Source organism: Acetobacter sp. DsW_059 (assembly GCF_002153695.1).
In the GTDB taxonomy this organism is placed as follows: Bacteria; Pseudomonadota; Alphaproteobacteria; order Acetobacterales; family Acetobacteraceae; genus Acetobacter; species Acetobacter thailandicus.
The window spans coordinates 1-19974 of record NZ_JOPI01000028.1; the positions used below are offsets into that span (position 1 = coordinate 1).

The window sequence follows — 19974 nt, forward strand, 5'->3', positions numbered from 1 at the left end:
CGGTAAGCCTGTGAATCACAATCTCTCGCTCAGTTCAATAAATTAACAGGTCCTGAGCCTAGGTATAGACCCGAAAACCATAATTTGCAATTGTGACACATTCTCATTTGTGTTTTTTGTGCCCTACTTTGTTTGTCACGAAAGCATTGAAATGACGCACCGGCATCTCTATCACTCTGCACGTTCCACTCCACTTATGGCGGGGTTTGCCTTGTTTTGCTCAGCTTTACATACAGGCAATTCTGATGCTGCAATGACGACAGATCATGTAACAAAATCTAAGCATCGTCACACCAAAGCGCATAAATCAGTTCCACAATCATCTGTTGTTCCTGATACAGCTTCTTCTCAGGAACTTGTTCATGCACAGCCCATTAATGGACCTCTGGCGCAGGGAATGCACCCTGCACATTATGCTGATGAAGCCATTACAGTTCATGGTAGCAGCATGAATATCCTGCGTGAGGATATTGGCCTGAGCCGTATGCCTCAGGATGTCATGCATACTCCTCAGACAGTGAATGTTGTTCCACGTGTTTTGATGGAGCAGCAAAATGTAAAATCATTAGATGAAGCACTGCGTAACGTGCCCGGCATCACAGCTTCTGTAGGTGAAGGAGAGGGCGGGATGTCGGGAGATCAGTTTTTGATCCGTGGTTTTCAGGCGCAGAACGATATTTATGAGAATGGCCTGCGCGATTTTGGTGTTTATACGCGTGATAGTTTTTATTATGATCATGTGTCTGTTATAAAAGGTCCATCTTCAGAAGTATTTGGTAATGGCACAACAGGTGGCGCTATTAATATAGTGACAAAAGCACCTCATAAAAAAGATTCTTACCAGGCAAATTTTTCAGGCGGTTCAGGTTCTTATTATCGTGGCACTTTGGATATTAATAAACAAATCAGTGATAGTATTGCTGTCAGACTTTCGGCTATGGGCAACGAAAATAATATGGTTGGCCGAAATTATATTTATTCTCACCGCTGGGGTATCGCACCCTCAGTCACATTTGGTTTGAATAAAAAAATTTCTTACACTGTCGATTATTTTCATCAAAATGATAATCGTATACCAGATTATGGTGTATGGGTTGTGCAGAAGCCAGGAACCAAAATTGCAAAACCCATTACAGAATATGGTATAAATAGAAAAAACTGGTATGGAACAACATTTGACCAGGATGATGTCAGCACTGATATGCTGAGCGGCAGACTTACAGCAAAAATCAAACCATGGCTTACCCTTTACAATGATACAAAGGGCGGCATTTACCATCGTTATTACTCAGCATCACAGCCAAACTGTAATGCGACCTGCGTTAGCAAATATTTTAGTGGTGACACTTCGGCTGCTATTGTCAGAAATGGCGGGTTGGGAGGGCCAAACCCTTACAGACAAAGTGACTGGTCAATACAAAATGTTTTTTCAGGCATTGCCCGCTTCAATACCGGAGGTATTCGCCACGAGGTGATAGGTGGTTTTGATATTGAGCACGTTGAAGATCACAGAAAAAACTACCCTTATAATGAAACGCGCCAGGGTACTAACCTTATAAATCCATCGATGAATGTTCCTGGTCTTGAACGAGTAAGTTGCGCAGAAAACCCTGGTGGGCTGGCTTCTATCCCCAATGGTGTAGGGCGTAAATGTTATAAAGATGGCAGTGCAACTGACATTGGCGTTTTTCTTTCTGATCAGATCTGGCTGGCAAAATGGTTTGCCATTAAGGGCGGATTTCGGCTGGATCAGTGGTATAGTTCGTATTCGGCTACAGGCGGTGTTAAAACAACACCTGATTCACATTTCAGGCAGACACAAACAACGGTTAATCCCACCGTTAGTATGATGTACACACCTGATGATAATCTGATGGTATATTTTAACTGGTCTGAATCAACAACACCGACAAGCCTCTATGTTACCAATAGCAATGCTCCCTTTATTACAGGGTCTGGTTATTCACCTGAGCGGAGCCGGCTTTATGAGGTAGGTGCAAAATATAATGCTTTTAAAGGGCGTATGGGGTTTACAGCAGCGTTATTTCGCCTTGAGAAAAATAATTCAACAATAACAGACCCTTCAACCGGAGATGTCTCTGCTTCATCTGACAGTCAGCGGAATCAGGGGCTGGAATTGAGTGCATCAGGAAACATCACGGCAAACTGGAGTATTATAGGCACCTACGCATTGTACGATAGTCGTGTTACGGGCTCTGAAACCGCGGCTGACGTTGGTAAGCGTATACAGTTTGTCCCCAAAAATTCAGCTACTTTATGGACGAGCTATAACATTGCTCCCAGAACGCCATATAATCTTAGCATTGGTGGCGGCGTAACATGGCGTCAGGCTGTATGGCTGGATGCAGCAAACACCGCGCGTGTACCAGCGACTTTAGATTTTGATGCTATGATTGCGCACAAATTTGGAGAGCACTGGCGTATTGCAATGAACGGTTACAATCTTGCTAATCGTCTTAATTATAGCAGCCTGTTTCAAAACCGTGTCACGCCGGCTATTGGTCGCTCTTTTTTGTTTAATCTTTCTGCCAGTTATTAATGATTTTTTTTACAGTCAGGCATGTGATCTGAAGAGCCCGGTTATTCAGATGATTATGGGCCATATGCCTGACTGAACAAACTGTTATCTTTTAGTAACAATTATAACTTACCTGATATGATAGCATCGTGTATCCAGATATCAGAGACGTGCCTGGAGAGTGGCGGAGTGCTTTTTTGTATATATTGTGAGTAGTTATAGAAATGTCCTCTATTGTATTTAATAATAATCAAAAAACAACAGTTTTGAGTGAGCAGATCGTAACACAGGGGACTTACCCGAGCGATGCGCAGTCTTCTTCCAGTATTTTTCCATTAGGCATGCTGCGTTTCTCGGCCTTTAATTATGCGACCAACAGTTCAGGGGAGCAAACTGACGGAGCGGCCGTTAACATTGTCGATAATCAGTCTCTTTTTGTAGTTCTGGGCATAACTTATGGTGGTGACGGCAATTCAACATTTGATGTGCCAGATACATCAGGTCGCGTTCTTGTGGGAAAGACCAGTTCAACGTTCCTAGGGACGACTGAAGGCGCAGAAACTGAAACACTTACTCAGTCTCAGTACCCGGCAGATCTGGGTGGATCATCCGCTGAAGTTAATAATATACAGCCATCTCTTTCGATTAATTATTTAATCCGGATATCTGCACCGACAGACGGGTCTCAGGGATTTATTGGGGAGGTTGATGCTTTTGCGGGTAATCAAATTCCGGGTGGTTTTGCTCTGGCAAACGGACAACTTCTTTCTGTTGCTAACAATAAGGCGTTGTTCGCAGTCATCGGGAATACGTACGGCGGTGACGGTGTTCATACTTTTGCTTTGCCAGACCTGAGTGGCCGCAACATTGTTGGTGCATCATCCACGACACCTCTGGGCTCTGAAATTGGAAATGATACTATTACAGTGTCAGATAGTAACATTAAATCTGATGCAAATAGTAATGCAGATACAATTGATAACAGAAGTGCAGGCCTGGCATTAAATTATATTATTTGTACATCCGGCGCGTATCCGGGAACATTAAGTGATGATTCCTACCTTGGTGAAGTCAGGGCGTTTGCCGGGCCGGTTTCTAAAATTCCATCAGGATGGCAACTGGCTAATGGGGTCCTGTTATCAATAGGACAGAATCAGGCTTTATTTTCTCTTTTAGGCACCACTTATGGCGGTGACGGTGTTAGCACTTTTGCTTTGCCAGATCTGTCTGACAGCACGGTAGCCGGCAGTTCATCAACATCAACGGTCGGAACTGTGTATGGTCTGAATCAGATCTTGCTGGAGGTTGTGTGTTTTCTCGCTGGTTCTATGATAAACACCCCCTCTGGTTGTAAAGCTGTTGAAGACCTGACTATTGGTGATCAGATTGTTACATTTGACTGGCGTAACAAGGCAGAGGTTCTTCAGGCTGTGTCATGGGTTGGTACTGCCAGGTGCTATGTTCGCTCTGATTTACCAGATGACAGAGCAGGCTGGCCTGTAAGAATAGTAAAAGACGCATTCGCTAAAGGTGTACCCTTTAAAGATATGCTGATTACAGCTGAACATTGTCTGTTTTTTAAGGGGCATTTTCTGCCTGTACGTATGCTTGTCAATAACAGATCGATTTTTTATGATAAATCAATCAACTCTTATGATTATTATCATATTGAAACCGAAAAACATGCTGTTATCACAGCTGATGGTGTGCTGACCGAAAGTTATCTTGATACCGGTAACAGGCATATCTTCCGGCAAACAGGTAAAGTAGTTTCTATTGCTGGTCGCCAGTGCCTGAGCTGGGATCATGCCGCAGCTCCTCTTGATGTTTCAGCAGCATTTGCAGAGCCTTTGTTTCGTCAGACGGAGGCGCGTGCTATTTCAGCAGGCCACTCGCTACGCAAGCCTGAATCTGAACACACAGAGCATCCTGATCTCTGTCTGAAACTGGGTAGTGGTGCAATGATTATGCCGGTGCGTGAGCATAATGGCTGCACCATATTTTTGCTTCCTGCTGGTGTTGAGAATATTCGTCTTATCTCTCGTGCGGCTCGTCCGAGTGATGTTATCGGTCCATTTATTGATGATCGTCGCTATTTCGGTGTGGAAATCGGAGAAATTACACTTTTTGAAAATAAAAAATCTTGTTCTGTGAGCAGCCATCTTACCGGTATTGAAATGCCAGGCTGGCATTCTCAGGTAAAAAATAATAGCCGCTGGACTTCAGGTGATGCTCTTTTGCCTTTAGGTGTGCGCTCTTCTGGTTATGCTTGTTTATTATCTGTTCAGATTATCAATGCTGGGCCATATCTTGTTAATGAAGTTTATACCGGGGAATATGCTTTTCATCCTTTAAACTTTAATATGATGCCTCAGGATGCCCTCAGATTAACCGGGTTGTGACAAGTTCTGAGTGCCTTTTCAGATATTCAGGGATGAGGCGTTTCTGCAAAGCATGAGGCTTTCCATAGCGGTGTGGATCATGTCTTCTGCCACAGCCGGTAAAATAGCTTGGGTTAAAACATATGCCGCGATGAAAAAAGAAGGATGTAATATTTCTTAAATATTAAATTATCAGAAATTTTTATTTAATTGCCAGATGCAAGGCGCATAAAAGCCTGCACTGTGCGCTGTCGGTCGAGAAATTGCTGCATAGCTTTGCGCGCGCGCGCGGCATCGCCCCCTAAGGCAATCAGTCCGGCAATCTGCGAGGGGTTACGTGCCAGAGAAGCAAGCAGGGCACCGATTTTTAATCCCCCTTTGGGGGAGAGCACACAGCCCGCTGCTGCGGGCAGAGAGCGTGTGGCGGGGTCACAGACAACACGCAGCACAGCAAAGGGAATATCTGCTTCTCTGGCCTGCCGGGCCATAAAGCCACTTTCCATATCCAGCGAGGCGCACTGCGTTTCGGCAAAAAGACGGGCTTTTTCAGTAGCCTCAAGTACAACATCATCACTATGCAATAATGTGCCGCCATAGCAGTCAGGGCGTGTTGCCCCCAGAATATGGCGCAGGTCAGGGTCACACTCAAAGGTTTCACCCCAGGCGTGTACAGTCTGAGGTACAATCACTGTGCCGGGGGGCAAAGCAGGGTCTAACCCGGCGGCAAGACCAAATGAAAGCAGGCAGTCAGGGCCGGTCGCAATCAGGCGTGCTGTTTCACGCTGTGCTCCGGCACTGGTTGCACCACTGGCTGCAATTGCAGCATGCGGAAAGGCAGGGCGCAGAAATTTTACCTCAGCCTTAAGGCCGGTCAGAATACCCGGTCTGGTCGGGGCGAGATGCTCTGATGTGTTACGCTCTGCCATAGTTATTAAAACCCAAAATCAACGCGGCGGGAGTTGCTTTTCTCAAGATTGCGATAACGAGAGAGTGCAAAAAGAGGGAAAAACTGTTTGTACCCATGGTAGCGCAGATAGAACACTTTGGGGAAACCAACAGCATTATAAGGGTCTTCCTGCCATTCGCCGTTTTCGTCCTGCTGGCTGGCCAGCCATGACATGGCTTTAGCAACGGCGGGGTCGTCTCTGCGGCCGGCAGCCATCAGGCCCAGGGCGCCCCATGCGGTCTGAGACGGCAGGCTCTTTTTATAAACACCGCGGGCAGCACCCTCATAGCTGGCACAATCTTCACCCCATCCGCCATCTTCACGCTGCACAGAGCGCAGCCATTCGACAGCTTTAATAACAGCAGGGTCATCATGCGAAATGCCCGCGGCATTAAATGCGCACAATACAGACCACGTGCCATAAATATAGTTGGTGCCCCAGCGGCCAAACCACGAGCCGTCTTTTTCCTGGTCTTTGCGCAGATAGTCGAGACCACGTTCAATAACCTGGCGGTCTTCCGTGTGGCCAAGCTGTGCCAGGAATGAAATGCAGCGCGCAGTCACATCAGCTGTTGGCGGGTCGAGCAGAGCCCCATGGTCAGAGAAGGGGATATGGTTGAGCATTTCTTTGTTATTATCAATGTCAAACGCACCCCAGCCGCCATTGGTGCTCTGCATGCCAATAATCCACTGGCGTGCTCTTTCTATGGCCTCAGTGCTTTTCGGGTCTCCCTCGCGGTGCAGCAGCATGCCAACTACGGCGGTGTCATCCACGTCGGGGTAGTAGTCGTTGCCATACTGAAAGGCCCAGCCGCCCGGTGCCAGGTCAGGCTTGTTAATAGCCCAGTCACCTTTGACGCTGAGAATCTGTTTGTCACGCAGCCAGCTTGCGGCTTTGCTCAGTTCCTCCCGCGTTTTTTCGGGAGCAATGCCCTGCGGGCCTGAGGCAGCCTCAATCATGGCGTGGCCAGAAAGACCCGTGTCCCAGATCGGAGAGACGCAGGGCTGGCAATAGGCTTCGTGCTCTTTAATAACCAGAAGATTCTGCACAGATTTAAGCGCTGTCATGGCGCGGGGGTCGTTATCAGGCACACCCATAGCGCGATACATCATGACGACGTTCGCCATTGCCGGGTAAATGGCTCCCAGGCCATCCTCACCATTCAGGCGCGGCTCAATAAAATCAACGGCGGCTTTAATGGCCTTTTTGTGTGTTTTTGCGGGGATAAACGGCGTCACAACACGTAAGGCAGAATCAATGCCTTTAAACACATGCCCCCAGGCTGAACGGTAAGGACCGCGGATCCAGTCGGTAACTGTTTCAGGTGGTGCAACAAACAGCTCACGCACTCTGATCTGGCGTGGGTTAACAGCAACGGGTTTTAAAGCAGCAAGAACGGTCAGCGGGGCAATAACCACGCGTGACCAGTAAGACATATTCCAGACCGAGAAAAAGGCCTTGCGGGGCAGCAGCATCAGCTCAACCGGCATTACGGGCAGCGCACGCCAGGGCACTTCGCCAAACAGCGCAAGCTGAAAGCGGGTAAAGACGTTAGCGCGTGCGGCACCACCATGGCTCAGAATAGCTTTGCGGGCCCGTGCCATATGCGGGGCGTTAATGTCATCCCCAATAGCCTTGAGGGCAAAATAGGCTTTAACAGAAGCCGAGAGGTCAAACTGACCGTCATGATACAGTGGCCAGCCATCATGCTCATCGCTCTGAATACGGCGGAGATAATTGCCGATTTTCTGCTGCAGCGGGTCATCAATCTTATCGAGAAAATGCTCCAGCAGCACATATTCGGCCGGAATAGTTGCATCTGCCTCAAGCTCATATACCCAGTGCCCGTCTGCATTCTGGCGGTTGCTCAGGGCAGCCTGAGCATTTTTTACAGCCTGCTCGAGCGCTTCAGAAGTCAGGAGCGAGCCGGAAAGAGCACTGCCATCAGCGGCCATGTCAGAAATTCCTTATTCAATACCGATGTGTCAGAGAGCAGGCACGGTGGTGTGCCTGATAGTTAAGATGTCAGGCGTAAAGCCCTAGCGTATGAACCGCTTTTACACCAGAACGCATTGCGCCCTCCAGTGTTGAGGGCAGGCCGGTTGCAGTCCAGTCTCCGGCAAGGGCAAGATTAATCAGAGACGTCGCAGGCCCCGGACGCAGGCGGTTTTGTGCCGGTGTGGCGGCAAAGGTGGCGCGTTTTTCCCACACAGGGCGTTGTCGCAGCGGGTTTGCCGGCAGCGGAGACTGTAATACAGGGTCACAGGCGCGGCGCAGGTCATGCCAGATAGTGCGAATAAGTTCTTCCTGGTCACGCTCAGCGAAGCGGCTGGCAGCACTGACTGTGACAGAGAGAATATTGTCACGCAGAAAAACCCATTCGGCCACACTGCCAACCAGTCCCATAAAGCCACAGCGGGCAAAGCTGCCTGTGGGAATGGGGGCTTCCTGCAGTACGAAATGCAGGTTGAGAATGCTCTCAGCCTCATCAGGGGCAGTAAAGCCATCGACCCGGCCAGCCAGTAAGGAGGAGGCAACCTGAGGCGGCACAGCCAGAATCACCCTGTCTTCTTCCGTCAGGGTTATGGGGTCACCCCCGCCGGTGTGCAGTGCTGTAACCCGGCCACGGGCTATGTCGAGGCCTGTGATGCGGCTTTGTGTGCGCACTTCGGCACGCATAATGCGTAAATGGGCCAGAGCGGGGTCAACAAATGTTTCTGACAGTCCGGTTTTAGGATACCAGGGAATACAGGCTTTGCCACCCTGTGCCAGAGAGTCGCGCACCACAGCCCCCAGCAGGGCGGCACTTGCCGTTTCGCACGGGGTGTTGAGCGCTGAAATAGCAAAGGGTTCAAGCAGGCGGTGTGTCAGCGCACCAGGGACCAGACATTCTGACACGGTCTGATCTTCACCGGCGCTGAGCAGTTTTTTAAGGCTGCTCAGTTCAGCCAGGCGCATGCCGGGCACGCGCCGGTGTGGCATGAACATCCACCATGGCACTTTGCCTGATGAGAGGGTAAGGGTCCAGCGGTTGTCTTCGGTCAGGTCAGCAAACGGGAAAACCGGCGCACCCGGCCCGGTCAGTGTGTCTGTTGCGCCGGTCAGTGCCAGGTAACGAAAAACCGTTGTGTTGGCCGAAAGCAGCAGATGGTTGCCATTGTCAATGCGGCAGTCAAGCTGGCGGTCGTGGTATGAGCGTGCCCGCCCGCCACAGGCCCGCCCGGCCTCGTGCACAATAACATGCATGCCGCAACCTGCTGCTTCGGTTGCGGCTGCCAGGCCGGCCATGCCGCCCCCTATAATATGCAGGGTTCGTGCCATAATCCCGGTTTCCTGTTTATGATAATCAGACGAAGAACGATGTGGCCAGGTGCCCCAGGCGCACTGCAATCGCCGGGTCAGGGCGCTTAAGCAGAACCCCTGATGACCAGCCCCTTTTGCACAGAGCATTTAAGGTGGCTTCATAGCTTGCACCCATAATACGGGCAGGCAGCATGGCTTTGCGCGGTGCGCGCTTCATCAGTGTAAATGCCGCTCTGAAATGATCTTTTGCCCGTTCAGCCAGAATACGGGCAACACTTTCAAGGCCAGGGCTGTACATAGCTTTAACGGGGTCAGCCGGCACGTCAAAACGTGTCAGCAGCTCTGATGGCAGATAAAGGCGGCCACGGGCGGCATCTTCTGCAATGTCACGCAGAATGTTGGTGATCTGCAGGGCGCGTCCCAGATGATAGGCAACCTTAATGGCATTGTCTGAGCTGTCACCAAAGATATGGACAGACATACGCCCTACAGCAGAAGCCACACGGTCACAGTAAAGGTCGAAAGTTTTTTCATCAGGGGCAACAATACTGTTTTCTGCATCCATAATCATGCCGTCAATAACAGCATCAAAATCTTTCTGGTGCAGGGCAAAAAAGTGAATGGTGGCCAGCAGAACACGATCGAGCGGGGTTTCTGCTTTGTTGTCAGAATACATAGCCGCAATACGGCCGTGCCATGCCTCAAGCTCTGCGCGGCGTTGCTCCAGGGGGGCACTGCCGTCGGCAATATCATCAACGACACGGCAGAAGGCATACAGAGCATACATTCCATAACGGCGCATGGGGGGCAGAACACGCATGCCGGCAGCAAACGACGTGCCTGCCTGTTTCACGGTTGCCTCTACCCATGCCAGATCAGCCGGGTCGCACCCGAGTGGTGTTGGGGTCTCATGCGTCTGGATCATATGGGATGTCACGCGTCTTCTACCTGTTGTTGCGATGTATCTTGAAAGGAGTTCACTTTGTCTGAGCTGTCTTTTACAGAACTTTCCGTGCAGGAGAAGCTCCGGGCCAGACTTTCAGGGCCGCACCCAGTGCATGGAGCACGTCTGATTTTTTCAGACTGACCCGGCCAGCCAGCGGATCTTCACGGCGCAGGCGCAGTGTCAGGCGCTGTGCCAGAGCCACGATAGCGGCACATTCCATACGAAAGCGCCGGTCTGAAATATAGGCGGGCAGGGTGGCTGCCTGAGCATTCAGTTCATCTGTATTATCCAGCAGTGTATTAAACACTCTGCGCAACCGTGGTGTGGCACGGCCAGCCAGCAGGTCATCCTGTGTGGCGCCGGCCCGGGCCATCAGGTCTTCCGGCATATAGCAGCGCCCAAGCAGACGCAGATCTTTCTGGCAGTCCTGAAGGTGGTTGAGAATCTGGAGCGAGGTGCACAAAGCGTCAGATGCAGCATATGCTGCAGGGCTTTCGCGGTGCAGCGCTATGAGGAAACGCCCGACAGGATTGGCTGAGTAGCGACAGTAACTGACCAGGTCGCTCCATGTTTTGCAGGGGACATTGCGTGCATCGTCACGAAAGGCAATGGTCAGGTCAGTGGCTGTTTCGAACGGTACCTTTGTTTGCATCAGCGATGTGCGCAAAGCCGCAGCACTCTGCGCATCGTCGCGTGATATCGCTTCACGTTTGCCCAGAAGCACATCTTCCATTGCGTTCAGACGTGTGATTTTCTCTTCTGCGTCCAGTGTTTCGCAGTCGGCAATATCGTCAATAGCACGGGCATAATTATAATAGGCATGTACGTGCGGGCGCAGCTTTTTATCGAGCAGCAGCGAGCCGACAGGAAAATTTTCATCTCCTGAACCTTTTCCTGATGAAACATCTCTGGCTCCCCAGACGTCAGCCGGAGGGAGGGAGGATGAGGCCTGCTCTGCCGTAACAGGATGTGTCGGTCTGCGTTTTTTGTTCATAGCCGGCGTAGTGTATACTGTCTCGTCAGCTCTGCCTACTCCTTGTCTGCGAGATGTTCGCCTGGCCGATTCCAGGCAGAGGGCAGGTTCTTTTTGCAGGATCATGCTTTCAGTGAAGGGAGCAGAGAGATTATTATCACATAATAAATTTTTTATCGTGATATAGTTTTTATAATAATGGTGATAAATTATTTAAAAACAATGCTTATATTTATAGTTATATTATTTTTACAGAGTAATTGATGTGAATTTTTATGTTTTGTAGTGTCCTATTTTATTTCGGGTCTGAATTTTTCATTGATTGTGACGGATGCTGGTTTTGAATTGTCATGTACCAGCTGAAAGCACAGTGTGTCTGGACCAGAATAAAAAGAGAACGTAAAAGTCCGGCATGTCTGAACGTAAACAGAACTGTTCTTATAATGTACCCCGTGCGCATGGCTTAAGGCGTGCTGGCCTGAGCGCTGGTCTGAAGCAGACTTTGCGTGGATTTCTGGCATGTGCGGGGCTGTCTGCTTTACTGGCCACTTCTGTCTGTGCGCACTCACTGACAAACATAAATGACACCGGGCAGAACATTTGTTCTTTTCAGGGGCAGAGCATCCACCCTGTCAGAGAAAGGGAGAGAGCCTCTGTCATCTGTCCTGAAGGACATGGTGTTGCACTGGTGAGTGAGGGGCATGTCACTCAGCATAGCGGTACATTCTCCGCTTATGCGGCTGAGGTCCTGTCTGCCGTCGGGGCGGTGCTGGTCTGGCTCATGTCGCAGCTTGGTCATGTACTGCCTTCCACCGGCGTATATCAGGATGGCGGGAAGATACTGATTATTGTCTCTGAGCTGCTTGGTGCTTATGTGCTGCTGCGCCTGTTTTTGAAATACAGGCGCTGGCGTAAGTGCCACCGGGCTATGGCAGCAGGCAAAAAGCTTATCAGCTCTCTGGCCGAACGCCTGCAGATTCGCCGTAAGCAGCTTGTGTATCAGAACATTTATGGCACCACCATTTATGATAAATGGGAGCGTGAGAAAAAAGAATTCATGCAGCGCGAGATGCTCAACTGTCTCAGAGAGCGCGGCTATGAGGCTTATTTTGAGCGCGTTAGTGATGGTCTGTCGCAATATATTGATAAGGTTGCTTTTGATGAAAGCACGCCTGTTGTCGCAGAGGTTAAAAAGCCCACCAGCCCTGACGTTTACAGCCCCGATATGGACCCGTTTGATTATGAGCGTTATTGCGGGCTGATACTGCGCCAGGCAGGGTGGGAGGCTATTGTTACCTCTGAAAGTGGTGACCAGGGGGCTGATATTGTCGCAACCCGTGGCAGGCTGCGGCTGGTTGTGCAGTGCAAATTATATTCCCGTCCTGTCGGGAATGATGCCGTGCAGCAGGTTGTTGCCGCAAGGCAGCATTATGGCGCGCGCTTTGGGGCTGTGGTGTCTAATGCCTCTTACACAACGGCAGCGCAGCAGCTGGCCAGAACTAATAAAGTCTCGCTGCTGCATCACGATGAGCTGTTGCAGTATGTGCGTCGCCTTGAACGGGCGAAAGTAACCCGGCTGAGGCAATAAACATGATGTGACACAGCCCGGAGGGGGCTTTCTCTGCCTTGCGGGTTGTCATCGGGCTGTTAATCCTGCCATGCTGATCTCTCCTTTCATCAGAATGCTGAGAGTTATGTCAGATCATCACGGTGCCTCAGAGGCTCAAACGGTTTCGCTGCCTGAACCTCCCTGTAGTCTGACAGTTTTGTCTCTTTTATCGCTGGTGGTCGGGGTGGTGGCCGGTGCCCTGTGTGGCGGGTTCAGGTGGTGCCTTGAACAGGCTGACAGCGTGAGAAATGCGTGGTCACTGCACGCATTGCATGGTTTTCCTGCCGGGCTGCTGCTGGTTGCCGGGGGGGCGGTCATGGCACTCATCTCGGCATGGATGGTGCGGCGGCTGGCCCCTCTGGCCTCAGGCAGCGGGATTCCACATGTTGAGGCTGTGCTTGCGGGCATGGCGCAGCCGGCTCCTTTCAGGCTGGTGCCTGTTAAATTTCTGGGGGGCGTGCTGGCCATAGGGGGCGGGCTGGCCCTCGGGCGCGAAGGCCCGAGTGTGCAGATGGGGGCAACAGCTGCAAATGCTATCGGGCGTTTTGTGCGCCTTGGTGCAGATGACTGCCGCTCACTTCTGGCTGCGGGTGCGGGTGCAGGGCTTGCAACAGCGTTTAATGCACCGGCTGCGGGTGCTATTTTTGTGCTTGAGGAGCTGGTGGGGCGTTTTAACCCACGCACCGCCTGTTCAGCCCTGGGGGCTTCGGTTGCTGCTATTCTGATGGCGCGGGCGATGCTGGGTGGCGCACCTGATTTTGTTGTGCCTGACTTTCCGGTTATTCCGCAGGTGTTGCCGCAGTTTCTGTTTTTGCTGACCGGGCTTGTGACAGGCCTGCTTTCGGTAGTGTATAACCGCACTCTCCTGGCAACGCTGCGCCTGAGCGAGCGCGCGGCTATGAGTGTTGAGGTGCGTGCGGCCCTGATTGGTGCTCTGGGCGGGCTGATTGTGTGGCTGGCGCCTCATGTTGCCGGAGGGGGCGACTGGCTGACGCAGAATGCCATTAACAACACGCTGACCTGGCAGATCCTGCCGTTTTTATTTGTCGTGCGTCTGCTTTTTGGTGCGTTATCTTATGCAGCGGCAACGCCAGGTGGCCTGTTTGCCCCGATGCTGGCATTGGGTGCTCTTGTCGGCCTTGGTTGTGGTGATATTGCACACGTGCTCGCCCCCGGGCTTGTGCATGGTACAATGCCGTTTGTTGTTGTGGGTATGTCGGCAATGTTTACCGGTGCTGTGCGTGCTCCGCTGACAGGCATTGTGCTGGTGGTGGAAATGACCAATGCATCTAACCTGCTCTTACCGTTGCTGGCTGGCAGCTTTGCCGCCATGTTTGTGGCTGACGGCCTGAAAGAAGAGCCTATTTATACGGCACTGCGCAACCGCGTGTCGTTAGATGAACGCTAAAGCGTCAGGTGATGACAACTATAAGTAGTATCACCATATCTTACCGGGGCGCGCGGTTATCCTCCGCTCGTCTCACCCGGGTTTGGGTTCGTGTCATAATGAGAAGGTCAGAAATCAATGACTACTGCATCAGAGACTGAACTGTCTGCTCTTTTAAAAAAGCTGAAAAACTTTAGTGCCTCCGGTGGTGGCTTTGCTGAGGCCGTTGGTGGCATTCAGGCCGCAGCTGAAGCCAGTAAGGCTCTTGATAAAAAAACGCATGAGCTGATTGCTCTTGCGGTGGCTGTGACAACACGCTGCTCAGGCTGCATTGCCATTCATGCCGCTGAGGCAAAAAAGAGCGGCGCAACTGATGAAGAGGTAATTGCCGCACTGGGTACAGCTATCGCGCTGAATGCCGGGGCAGCCTATGTTTACTCAGCTCAGGCGCTGGAAGCCTTTCAGAAAAGCTGAGAGACCACCCTCAGCCCACAAAAAAAGCCCCGCTGTAAACGGGGCTTTTTTCCTGCCGGGAACACTCAGAAGCTGAGTGTCGCGTCACAGTTGAACCAGAACATATTGTTTGTGCCGTTATTAACAACGGGGTCCTGCACCGTGCCACCCCGGTTGAAGGGGCGTGTGCCGTTAAGTGATTTATCAAGTCGCACCTCGGGGCGCAGGGTAAAGCTGCCTTTGCCCAGGTGCTTATTAATAAATTCAGGGCGATAGGCTGCCCCAACGGTCATTTCGCCATAGGTTGTGGGGGCTGCGTTAAAATAGGCATAAGGGCGGTTGCTCAGAGAGTGAACATACGAGGTCGTGCCGGTATACTGGGTGATAACAGCACCGGTGTTGTCACGAAAAATCTCGCCACGTGCGTTAAACGTCAGAGAGGGGTTGATGTCCCATGCCAGGTAGGAGGTAAAGCCATACACATCATCGCGAGAGGCATCGTCATGGAGGTAGATGATATCTTCCGTGACAGAGACCTTTTTATTGATGTGATAGGTTGCCAGAAATTCAGCATTATACTGCATCAGGTGGTTTGCAGGTTTGCCAATGCCGGCACTGGCCCAGCCATCGGCCGAATAACGGGTCAGGCCGTTATTGCCCTGCGGGCCAAAGCGACCAATCGCATGCATGCTCAGTTTGCCGTCAAGCAGGTTGTTCCAGGCAAAGCCAAAATATCCTTTGGGGCGGCTGTTATTGCCTGAGCTGCCAAATGTGACGGAGTTACCGGCATCAATACCCATGATCCAGTCCATATGGTCTGTCAGATGCATGGTTGCAACAATACCTACCGTTTCAAACGGTACGATATAGTCTGAAGCATAGTTGAAGGAGTAGAAAGGCCGGGCCAGAGCCGGTGTGCCCTCAGCTCCCAGAAGGCCGTACATCTGCCCTACCTGCACATCAATACCGTGTTTGAACAGCCATGGCAGGTGAGCGTCAATATGAGCCTGGGTTGGTGCCCACTGATACATGCCTGTCAGGGCGTTTTCACCCATACCAATAGTCGGGTCAAAGCGCGCGTCAGAGCCATACATTGCCTCGAACACAAAACCAATGCCATAGCCCCCGCCCACAGGGCTGACAGGGTGTGAAAGTGAGCCCATAATCTGGTTCAGGGTCGTGGTGTTGGCACGGTCAACATAGAACTGTGCAAAGTTGTGCCCTGACTTTGTCCAGGGGTTACCTGACACGCCGGCTTCAACCGTCAGGTGCCCGACCAGTCCGTCCCAGTAGCTCAGAGGCTGCCCTTTTCTGGGGGTGAAAAGGTTGCCCACCTGCATGGCCGGAATATCCGGGTCCTGCTTTTGCACATAGTCCTGCTTAATTTCAGGTTTGACCACAGGCGCGTTCAGCGTGGCAGCAGGGGCCGTCGCACCGGCTGGTGTCAGTGCCGGCGTTGCGCGCTGCCCGGCATTGGGTGCCATAGGTGACAAAGTGGGGTGGTTAGGGTTGGCCGGTGCTTTACGGCTTCTGTGGGCCGTTGCTTTTTTTGCGGCGCCTGGCCCCATGGGGGACAAAGCGGGGTGGTTGGGGTTAGCTGGTACCTTACGCTTTGTATCCATCGCGGAGGATGACGCTGCACGGGCGTGAGCCAGTGCAGGCGCCATTGTTCCGAGGATAAGACACATCAGTGCAACACGGTTTTTACAGGTCATGGCTCACTCCGGAAAAAAAGCTTTTAAAAAAGAATGGTTTTAATTTTATTTTTCAGGATGATTTTCTGATTACTGAGGCTCCTGGCTTTTCATGTAAGCGCGCATGAAGAAGATGCTGAGCACCACCATAAGGCCAACATAAATCATGCAGACCTGAGGGTTGAAGAATACAACAGCCCCCAGCAGAACAGCCGCTCCACCCAGCGCCAGAGCAGGCAGAACAGGGTAGAAAGGTGCTTTGTAGCTACGCTCCAGATCAGGCTCGTTTTTGCGCAGACGAAACAGGCTGATCATGCTCATCACATACATGGTAAGTGACCCGAAAACTGACATGGTGACCAGTGTTGCCGTGAGCGACTGGCCATTGACGGAGATGATGTCGTCAGAGAAAATGGCGGCCATACCAATGACGCCACCCGCAATAGTTGCCGCTGCGGGGGTCTGAAAGCGCGGATGCAGTTTGCCAAGGAACGCAGGCAGAAAGCCGGCCCGTGCCATGGCGAAAATCTGGCGGGCATAGCCCATAATAATGCCGTGCAGTGAGGCAACCAGACCAAACAGACCCAGCCAGACCAGCATATGCAGCCAGCCACTATGGGGGCCAACAACGGTTTTCATCGCCTGGGGCAGCGGGTCGTTAAGGTTGGCAAGAGCATGCCAGTCGCCTGCACCACCGGCAAAAATCATTACACCAAAAGCCAGGCTCACCAGGGTCAGCACACCGGCGATATAGGCAACAGGAATAGAGCGTTTCGGGTTGCTGGCTTCTTCTGCGGCCATTGCCACACCTTCAATAGCGAGGAAGAACCAGATCGCGAAAGGCATAGCCGCGAAAATGCCGCCAATGGCGCCCCAGCCAAAGTGAGAGCCGCTTACACCCCAGCCGTCATGCATAAAATTGTCCCATGAGAAGGCGGGGGAGACGACACCCATAAACACCAGCAGCTCAAGAATGGCTGCAATGGTAATGAACAGCTCAAAGGTTGCGGCAATACGCACACCCACGATGTTGAGTGTCATAAAGACAATATAGGCTCCACAGGCAGCCACTTTGGGGGGCAGGCCAGGAAACTGCACATTCAGATACGCACCAATAGCCAGTGCAATGGCGGGAGGAGCAAAAATGAACTCAACCAGTGTGGCAAGGCCGGCAATCAGCCCGCCCCACCGGCCCAGGGCGCGTGAGCTGTAGGAGAAAGGGCCTCCGGCATGGGGAATAGCGCAGGTCAGCTCGGTAAAACTGAAGATAAAGCTTGTATAAATGGCAGCGACAAAAACCGTAGCCAGCAAAAAGCCGAGGGTGCCTGCTGTGGCCCAGCCATAGCTCCAGCCAAAATATTCGCCTGAAATAACGAGGCCGACGGCAATGCCCCAGAGATGGAACGCGCTCAGTGACTTATGAAGATGCGCAGGCGCGTTGCTCATATATCATGATCCTTTTGCAGAAGAGGGGTGGAACTGTCTGAAAGAACACCTTCTTCAGGGGCGGCGTCTTTCAGGCCGACACCGGTGAGTTTGAGTGTGCGGGCTTCGTTTAAAAACCAGGTGAGCTTGGTGGCCGCGCCAGAGATGCTCAGCCCGTTGGGGTGAATGTTGGAGAGGCAGTTGCGCGCTGAGTCAGGGCAGCCGGTATAAGGGTTGTAAGTCAGATACACCCCCAGGCTGTCGGCAACGCTCAGGCCAGGGCGCTCGCCAATCATCATCACGACCATTTTTGCACCCAGGGCGACGGCAATGTCGTCCCCCAGGGCAACGCGCCCCTGTGTGGCAATGACCAGCGGGGCAATGCGCCAGCCGGTCAGGCGGTCTTTCATCGCTTTATAAAGGGGCACGGCATTTTGTTGTGTCGCGAAGGAGGAGAGGCCATCTGCCGCGACAAAAACCACATCCCAGTCGCCTTTTGTCAGCTGTGCTGCACAGCCTTCATCCAGGCGGCGGCCCAGGTCAGGCCGGCGCAGATAGGTGGGGCGGTCAGGTGCCTGGCTGTGCACCACAAGGCACTCTTCCGGGGCGACAGTGGCCTGAAGAGCAGCAACATCAAGCGGGGTATGCACAGCATCACGTGCCTGAGCATGAGCCGCCTGAAAATCAAGCACATCATGTGTTTTCAGGGCGGTGCCTGTGCGTGCCAGGCCAATGCGTGCACGGGTCAGGTGGCGCAGGCTGTGCCACAGGTCAGCATGTTGTGCGTGGGGGATAATCTCGTCTGACATGCTCTTACCCCACCATCAGGCGCAGCTGGCTCTGGGCGGCAGGCACATCGAGCATCCGCTCTGTTGCGGTGTCATACAGGCCCATCTGCTCAAGCCATGCGGCAAATTCAGGGGCAGGTTTGAGGTTCATCAGGTTACGCAGTGCCAGCAGGTCATGAAACGAGAGGCTCTGATAATTGAGCATGATATCATCAGCACCAGGCACACCGATCAGGAAGGTGATGCCCGCCGCAGCAAGCAGCACCATCAGATTATCCATGTCGTCCTGGTCGGCTTCGGCATGGTTGGTGTAGCAGGCATCGCAGCCCATGGGCACGCCCATCAGCTTGGCACAGAAATGATCTTCAAGACCGGCGCGGACAATCTGTTTGCCGTCATAAAGATATTCCGGCCCGATAAAGCCCACCACAGTGTTGACCAGCAGCGGGTTATAGGCACGGGCAACGGCATAGGCGCGGGTTTCAACCGTTTGCTGGTCAATGCCGTGATGTGCTCCGGCCGAGAGGGCAGCACCCTGGCCGGTTTCGAAATACATGACATTCTGGCCTGTGGTACCGCGCTTCAGGCTCAGGGCTGCGTCATAGGCTTCCTGCAACACGCTGAGGGTAACACCAAAGCCTTCGTTGGCTTTTTGTGTGCCGGCGATGGACTGGAACACCAGGTCAACCGCGCCACCTTTGTTCATGATCTCAATGGTGTTGGTGACATGGGTGAGCACGCAGGTCTGGGTCGGAATATTGTAGTGCTGCCGTGCATGGTCGAGCATGTCGAGCAGGGCAAAGCCGTTGGCAACGCTGTCTGTGGCAGGGTTAATGCCAATCACGGCATCGCCCGAGCCGTAAAGCAGGCCGTCGAGGGTTGAGGCCGCAATGCCTTTGAGGTCATCGGTCGGGTGGTTTGGCTGCAGGCGTGTGCTCAGATGACCAGGCAGGCCGATCGTGTTGCGAAAACGGGTGATAACCGTAATCTTACGGGCAACACTCATCAGGTCCTGGTTGCGCATAATTTTACTGACAGCCGCAGCCATTTCTGGCGTAATACCGGGAGCGACCCGGGCAAGGGCTTCGGTCGTGGCAGCGTCTGACAGCAGCCAGTTGCGGAAGTCTCCGACTGTCATAGAAGACAGTGGCGCAAAGGCGGCTTTGTCGTGCGTGTCCATGATAAGACGCGTGACGTCGTCGTCTTCATAAGGGACGAGGGCCGTGTTGAGAAAAGTTTCGAGCGGCAGGCTGGCCAGGGCATGGCGTGCGGCAATGCGCTGCGCGTCAGATGAGGCAGCAAGGCCGGCAAGCTGGTCACCCGAGCGCAGGGGTGAGGCTTTGGCCAGGAGGGTTTTCAGGTCTGCAAAAACGTAGTGTTCGCCACCAATGGTGTAGCCATATCCCATTGATTAACTTTCATCTTTTTATTGTTGCGAGGCCGGAAAAGCGCAGAATCCGGATATGTTCGATACAGCAATTATATCTGTTTCGTATCGAAAATGACTTGACAGCGGAGTACAATGTTTT

14 protein-coding genes are annotated in these 19974 nt (G+C 52.2%); 5 read left to right on the forward strand and 9 right to left on the reverse strand.

The features are described from left to right. Nucleotides 1–151 precede the first annotated feature (151 nt). Complete coding sequence (locus tag HK25_RS07010) at nt 152–2560, forward strand: TonB-dependent siderophore receptor (RefSeq protein ID WP_086635773.1); 2409 nt, start codon at nt 152–154, stop codon at nt 2558–2560. Between the two features lie 203 nt (nt 2561–2763). Beyond that, complete coding sequence (locus HK25_RS07015) at nt 2764–4941, forward strand: tail fiber protein (RefSeq protein ID WP_086635774.1); 2178 nt, start codon at nt 2764–2766, stop codon at nt 4939–4941. A gap of 185 nt (nt 4942–5126) precedes the next feature. On the opposite strand, the gene HK25_RS07020 is transcribed toward HK25_RS07015, so the two are convergent. From HK25_RS07020 to hpnC, 5 genes are all read right to left on the reverse strand, one after another. Continuing rightward, nucleotides 5127–5846, reverse strand: coding sequence for a hypothetical protein (locus HK25_RS07020; RefSeq protein WP_086635775.1), 720 nt, complete (start codon nt 5844–5846; stop codon nt 5127–5129). 5 nt (nt 5847–5851) lie between these two features. Beyond that, entirely contained in the window at nt 5852–7822 is a 1971-nt protein-coding gene (gene shc, locus HK25_RS07025; protein ID WP_086553607.1) for a squalene--hopene cyclase, read from the reverse strand. A 70-nt stretch (nt 7823–7892) separates the two neighbouring features. Further along, nucleotides 7893–9188 (reverse strand): hydroxysqualene dehydroxylase HpnE, encoded by a 1296-nt coding sequence (gene hpnE, locus HK25_RS07030; RefSeq protein ID WP_086635776.1) that lies wholly within the window; start codon nt 9186–9188, stop codon nt 7893–7895. Between the two features lie 25 nt (nt 9189–9213). Continuing rightward, nucleotides 9214–10095 (reverse strand): presqualene diphosphate synthase HpnD, encoded by an 882-nt coding sequence (gene hpnD / locus HK25_RS07035; RefSeq protein WP_086553605.1) that lies wholly within the window; start codon nt 10093–10095, stop codon nt 9214–9216. A gap of 73 nt (nt 10096–10168) precedes the next feature. Then, entirely contained in the window at nt 10169–11110 is a 942-nt protein-coding gene (hpnC, locus tag HK25_RS07040; RefSeq protein ID WP_086553616.1) for a squalene synthase HpnC, read from the reverse strand. A gap of 391 nt (nt 11111–11501) precedes the next feature. Here hpnC and HK25_RS07045 point away from each other — a divergent pair, with 391 nt between their 5' ends. The 3 genes from HK25_RS07045 (at nt 11502) to HK25_RS07055 (ending at nt 14559) form a co-directional block, all read left to right on the forward strand. Then, a complete protein-coding gene (locus HK25_RS07045) occupies nt 11502–12677 on the forward strand; it encodes a restriction endonuclease (protein ID WP_086635777.1) in 1176 nt (391 codons plus the stop codon). A gap of 7 nt (nt 12678–12684) precedes the next feature. Further along, nucleotides 12685–14106 carry a H(+)/Cl(-) exchange transporter ClcA gene (clcA, locus tag HK25_RS07050; RefSeq protein WP_369824737.1) on the forward strand — a complete coding sequence of 474 codons (1422 nt, stop codon included), beginning with the start codon at nt 12685–12687 and terminating at the stop codon, nt 14104–14106. A gap of 117 nt (nt 14107–14223) precedes the next feature. After that, nucleotides 14224–14559, forward strand: coding sequence for a carboxymuconolactone decarboxylase family protein (locus HK25_RS07055; RefSeq protein WP_086553603.1), 336 nt, complete (start codon nt 14224–14226; stop codon nt 14557–14559). Between the two features lie 65 nt (nt 14560–14624). On the opposite strand, the gene HK25_RS07060 is transcribed toward HK25_RS07055, so the two are convergent. The 4 genes from HK25_RS07060 to HK25_RS07075 form a co-directional block, all read right to left on the reverse strand. After that, nucleotides 14625–16022, reverse strand: a complete 1398-nt coding sequence (locus tag HK25_RS07060) for an outer membrane beta-barrel protein (protein WP_086553614.1) — start codon at nt 16020–16022, stop codon at nt 14625–14627. A gap of 300 nt (nt 16023–16322) precedes the next feature. Further along, nucleotides 16323–17678 (reverse strand): ethanolamine permease, encoded by a 1356-nt coding sequence (gene eat / locus HK25_RS07065; RefSeq protein WP_086553602.1) that lies wholly within the window; start codon nt 17676–17678, stop codon nt 16323–16325. After that, nucleotides 17675–18466, reverse strand: coding sequence for an ethanolamine ammonia-lyase subunit EutC (eutC, locus tag HK25_RS07070; protein ID WP_086553601.1), 792 nt, complete (start codon nt 18464–18466; stop codon nt 17675–17677). Before eutC ends, eat begins: the two co-directional genes overlap by 4 nt. A 4-nt stretch (nt 18467–18470) precedes the next feature. After that, nucleotides 18471–19853, reverse strand: coding sequence for an ethanolamine ammonia-lyase subunit EutB (locus HK25_RS07075; RefSeq protein ID WP_086553600.1), 1383 nt, complete (start codon nt 19851–19853; stop codon nt 18471–18473). Between the last annotated feature and the right edge of the window lie 121 nt (nt 19854–19974).

What these genes read in the sequence shown, in the direction of transcription:
- HK25_RS07010 (WP_086635773.1), top strand. Translation starts at nt 152, where the DNA reads ATGACGCACCGGCATCTCTATCACTCTGCACGTTCCACTCCACTTATG.
- HK25_RS07015 (WP_086635774.1), top strand. Translation starts at nt 2,764, where the DNA reads ATGTCCTCTATTGTATTTAATAATAATCAAAAAACAACAGTTTTGAGT.
- HK25_RS07020 (WP_086635775.1), bottom strand. Translation starts at nt 5,846, where the DNA reads ATGGCAGAGCGTAACACATCAGAGCATCTCGCCCCGACCAGACCGGGT.
- shc (WP_086553607.1), bottom strand. Translation starts at nt 7,822, where the DNA reads ATGGCCGCTGATGGCAGTGCTCTTTCCGGCTCGCTCCTGACTTCTGAA.
- hpnE (WP_086635776.1), bottom strand. Translation starts at nt 9,188, where the DNA reads ATGGCACGAACCCTGCATATTATAGGGGGCGGCATGGCCGGCCTGGCA.
- hpnD (WP_086553605.1), bottom strand. Translation starts at nt 10,095, where the DNA reads ATGATCCAGACGCATGAGACCCCAACACCACTCGGGTGCGACCCGGCT.
- hpnC (WP_086553616.1), bottom strand. Translation starts at nt 11,110, where the DNA reads ATGAACAAAAAACGCAGACCGACACATCCTGTTACGGCAGAGCAGGCC.
- HK25_RS07045 (WP_086635777.1), top strand. Translation starts at nt 11,502, where the DNA reads ATGTCTGAACGTAAACAGAACTGTTCTTATAATGTACCCCGTGCGCAT.
- HK25_RS07055 (WP_086553603.1), top strand. Translation starts at nt 14,224, where the DNA reads ATGACTACTGCATCAGAGACTGAACTGTCTGCTCTTTTAAAAAAGCTG.
- HK25_RS07060 (WP_086553614.1), bottom strand. Translation starts at nt 16,022, where the DNA reads ATGGCACCCAATGCCGGGCAGCGCGCAACGCCGGCACTGACACCAGCC.
- eat (WP_086553602.1), bottom strand. Translation starts at nt 17,678, where the DNA reads ATGAGCAACGCGCCTGCGCATCTTCATAAGTCACTGAGCGCGTTCCAT.
- eutC (WP_086553601.1), bottom strand. Translation starts at nt 18,466, where the DNA reads ATGTCAGACGAGATTATCCCCCACGCACAACATGCTGACCTGTGGCAC.
- HK25_RS07075 (WP_086553600.1), bottom strand. Translation starts at nt 19,853, where the DNA reads ATGGGATATGGCTACACCATTGGTGGCGAACACTACGTTTTTGCAGAC.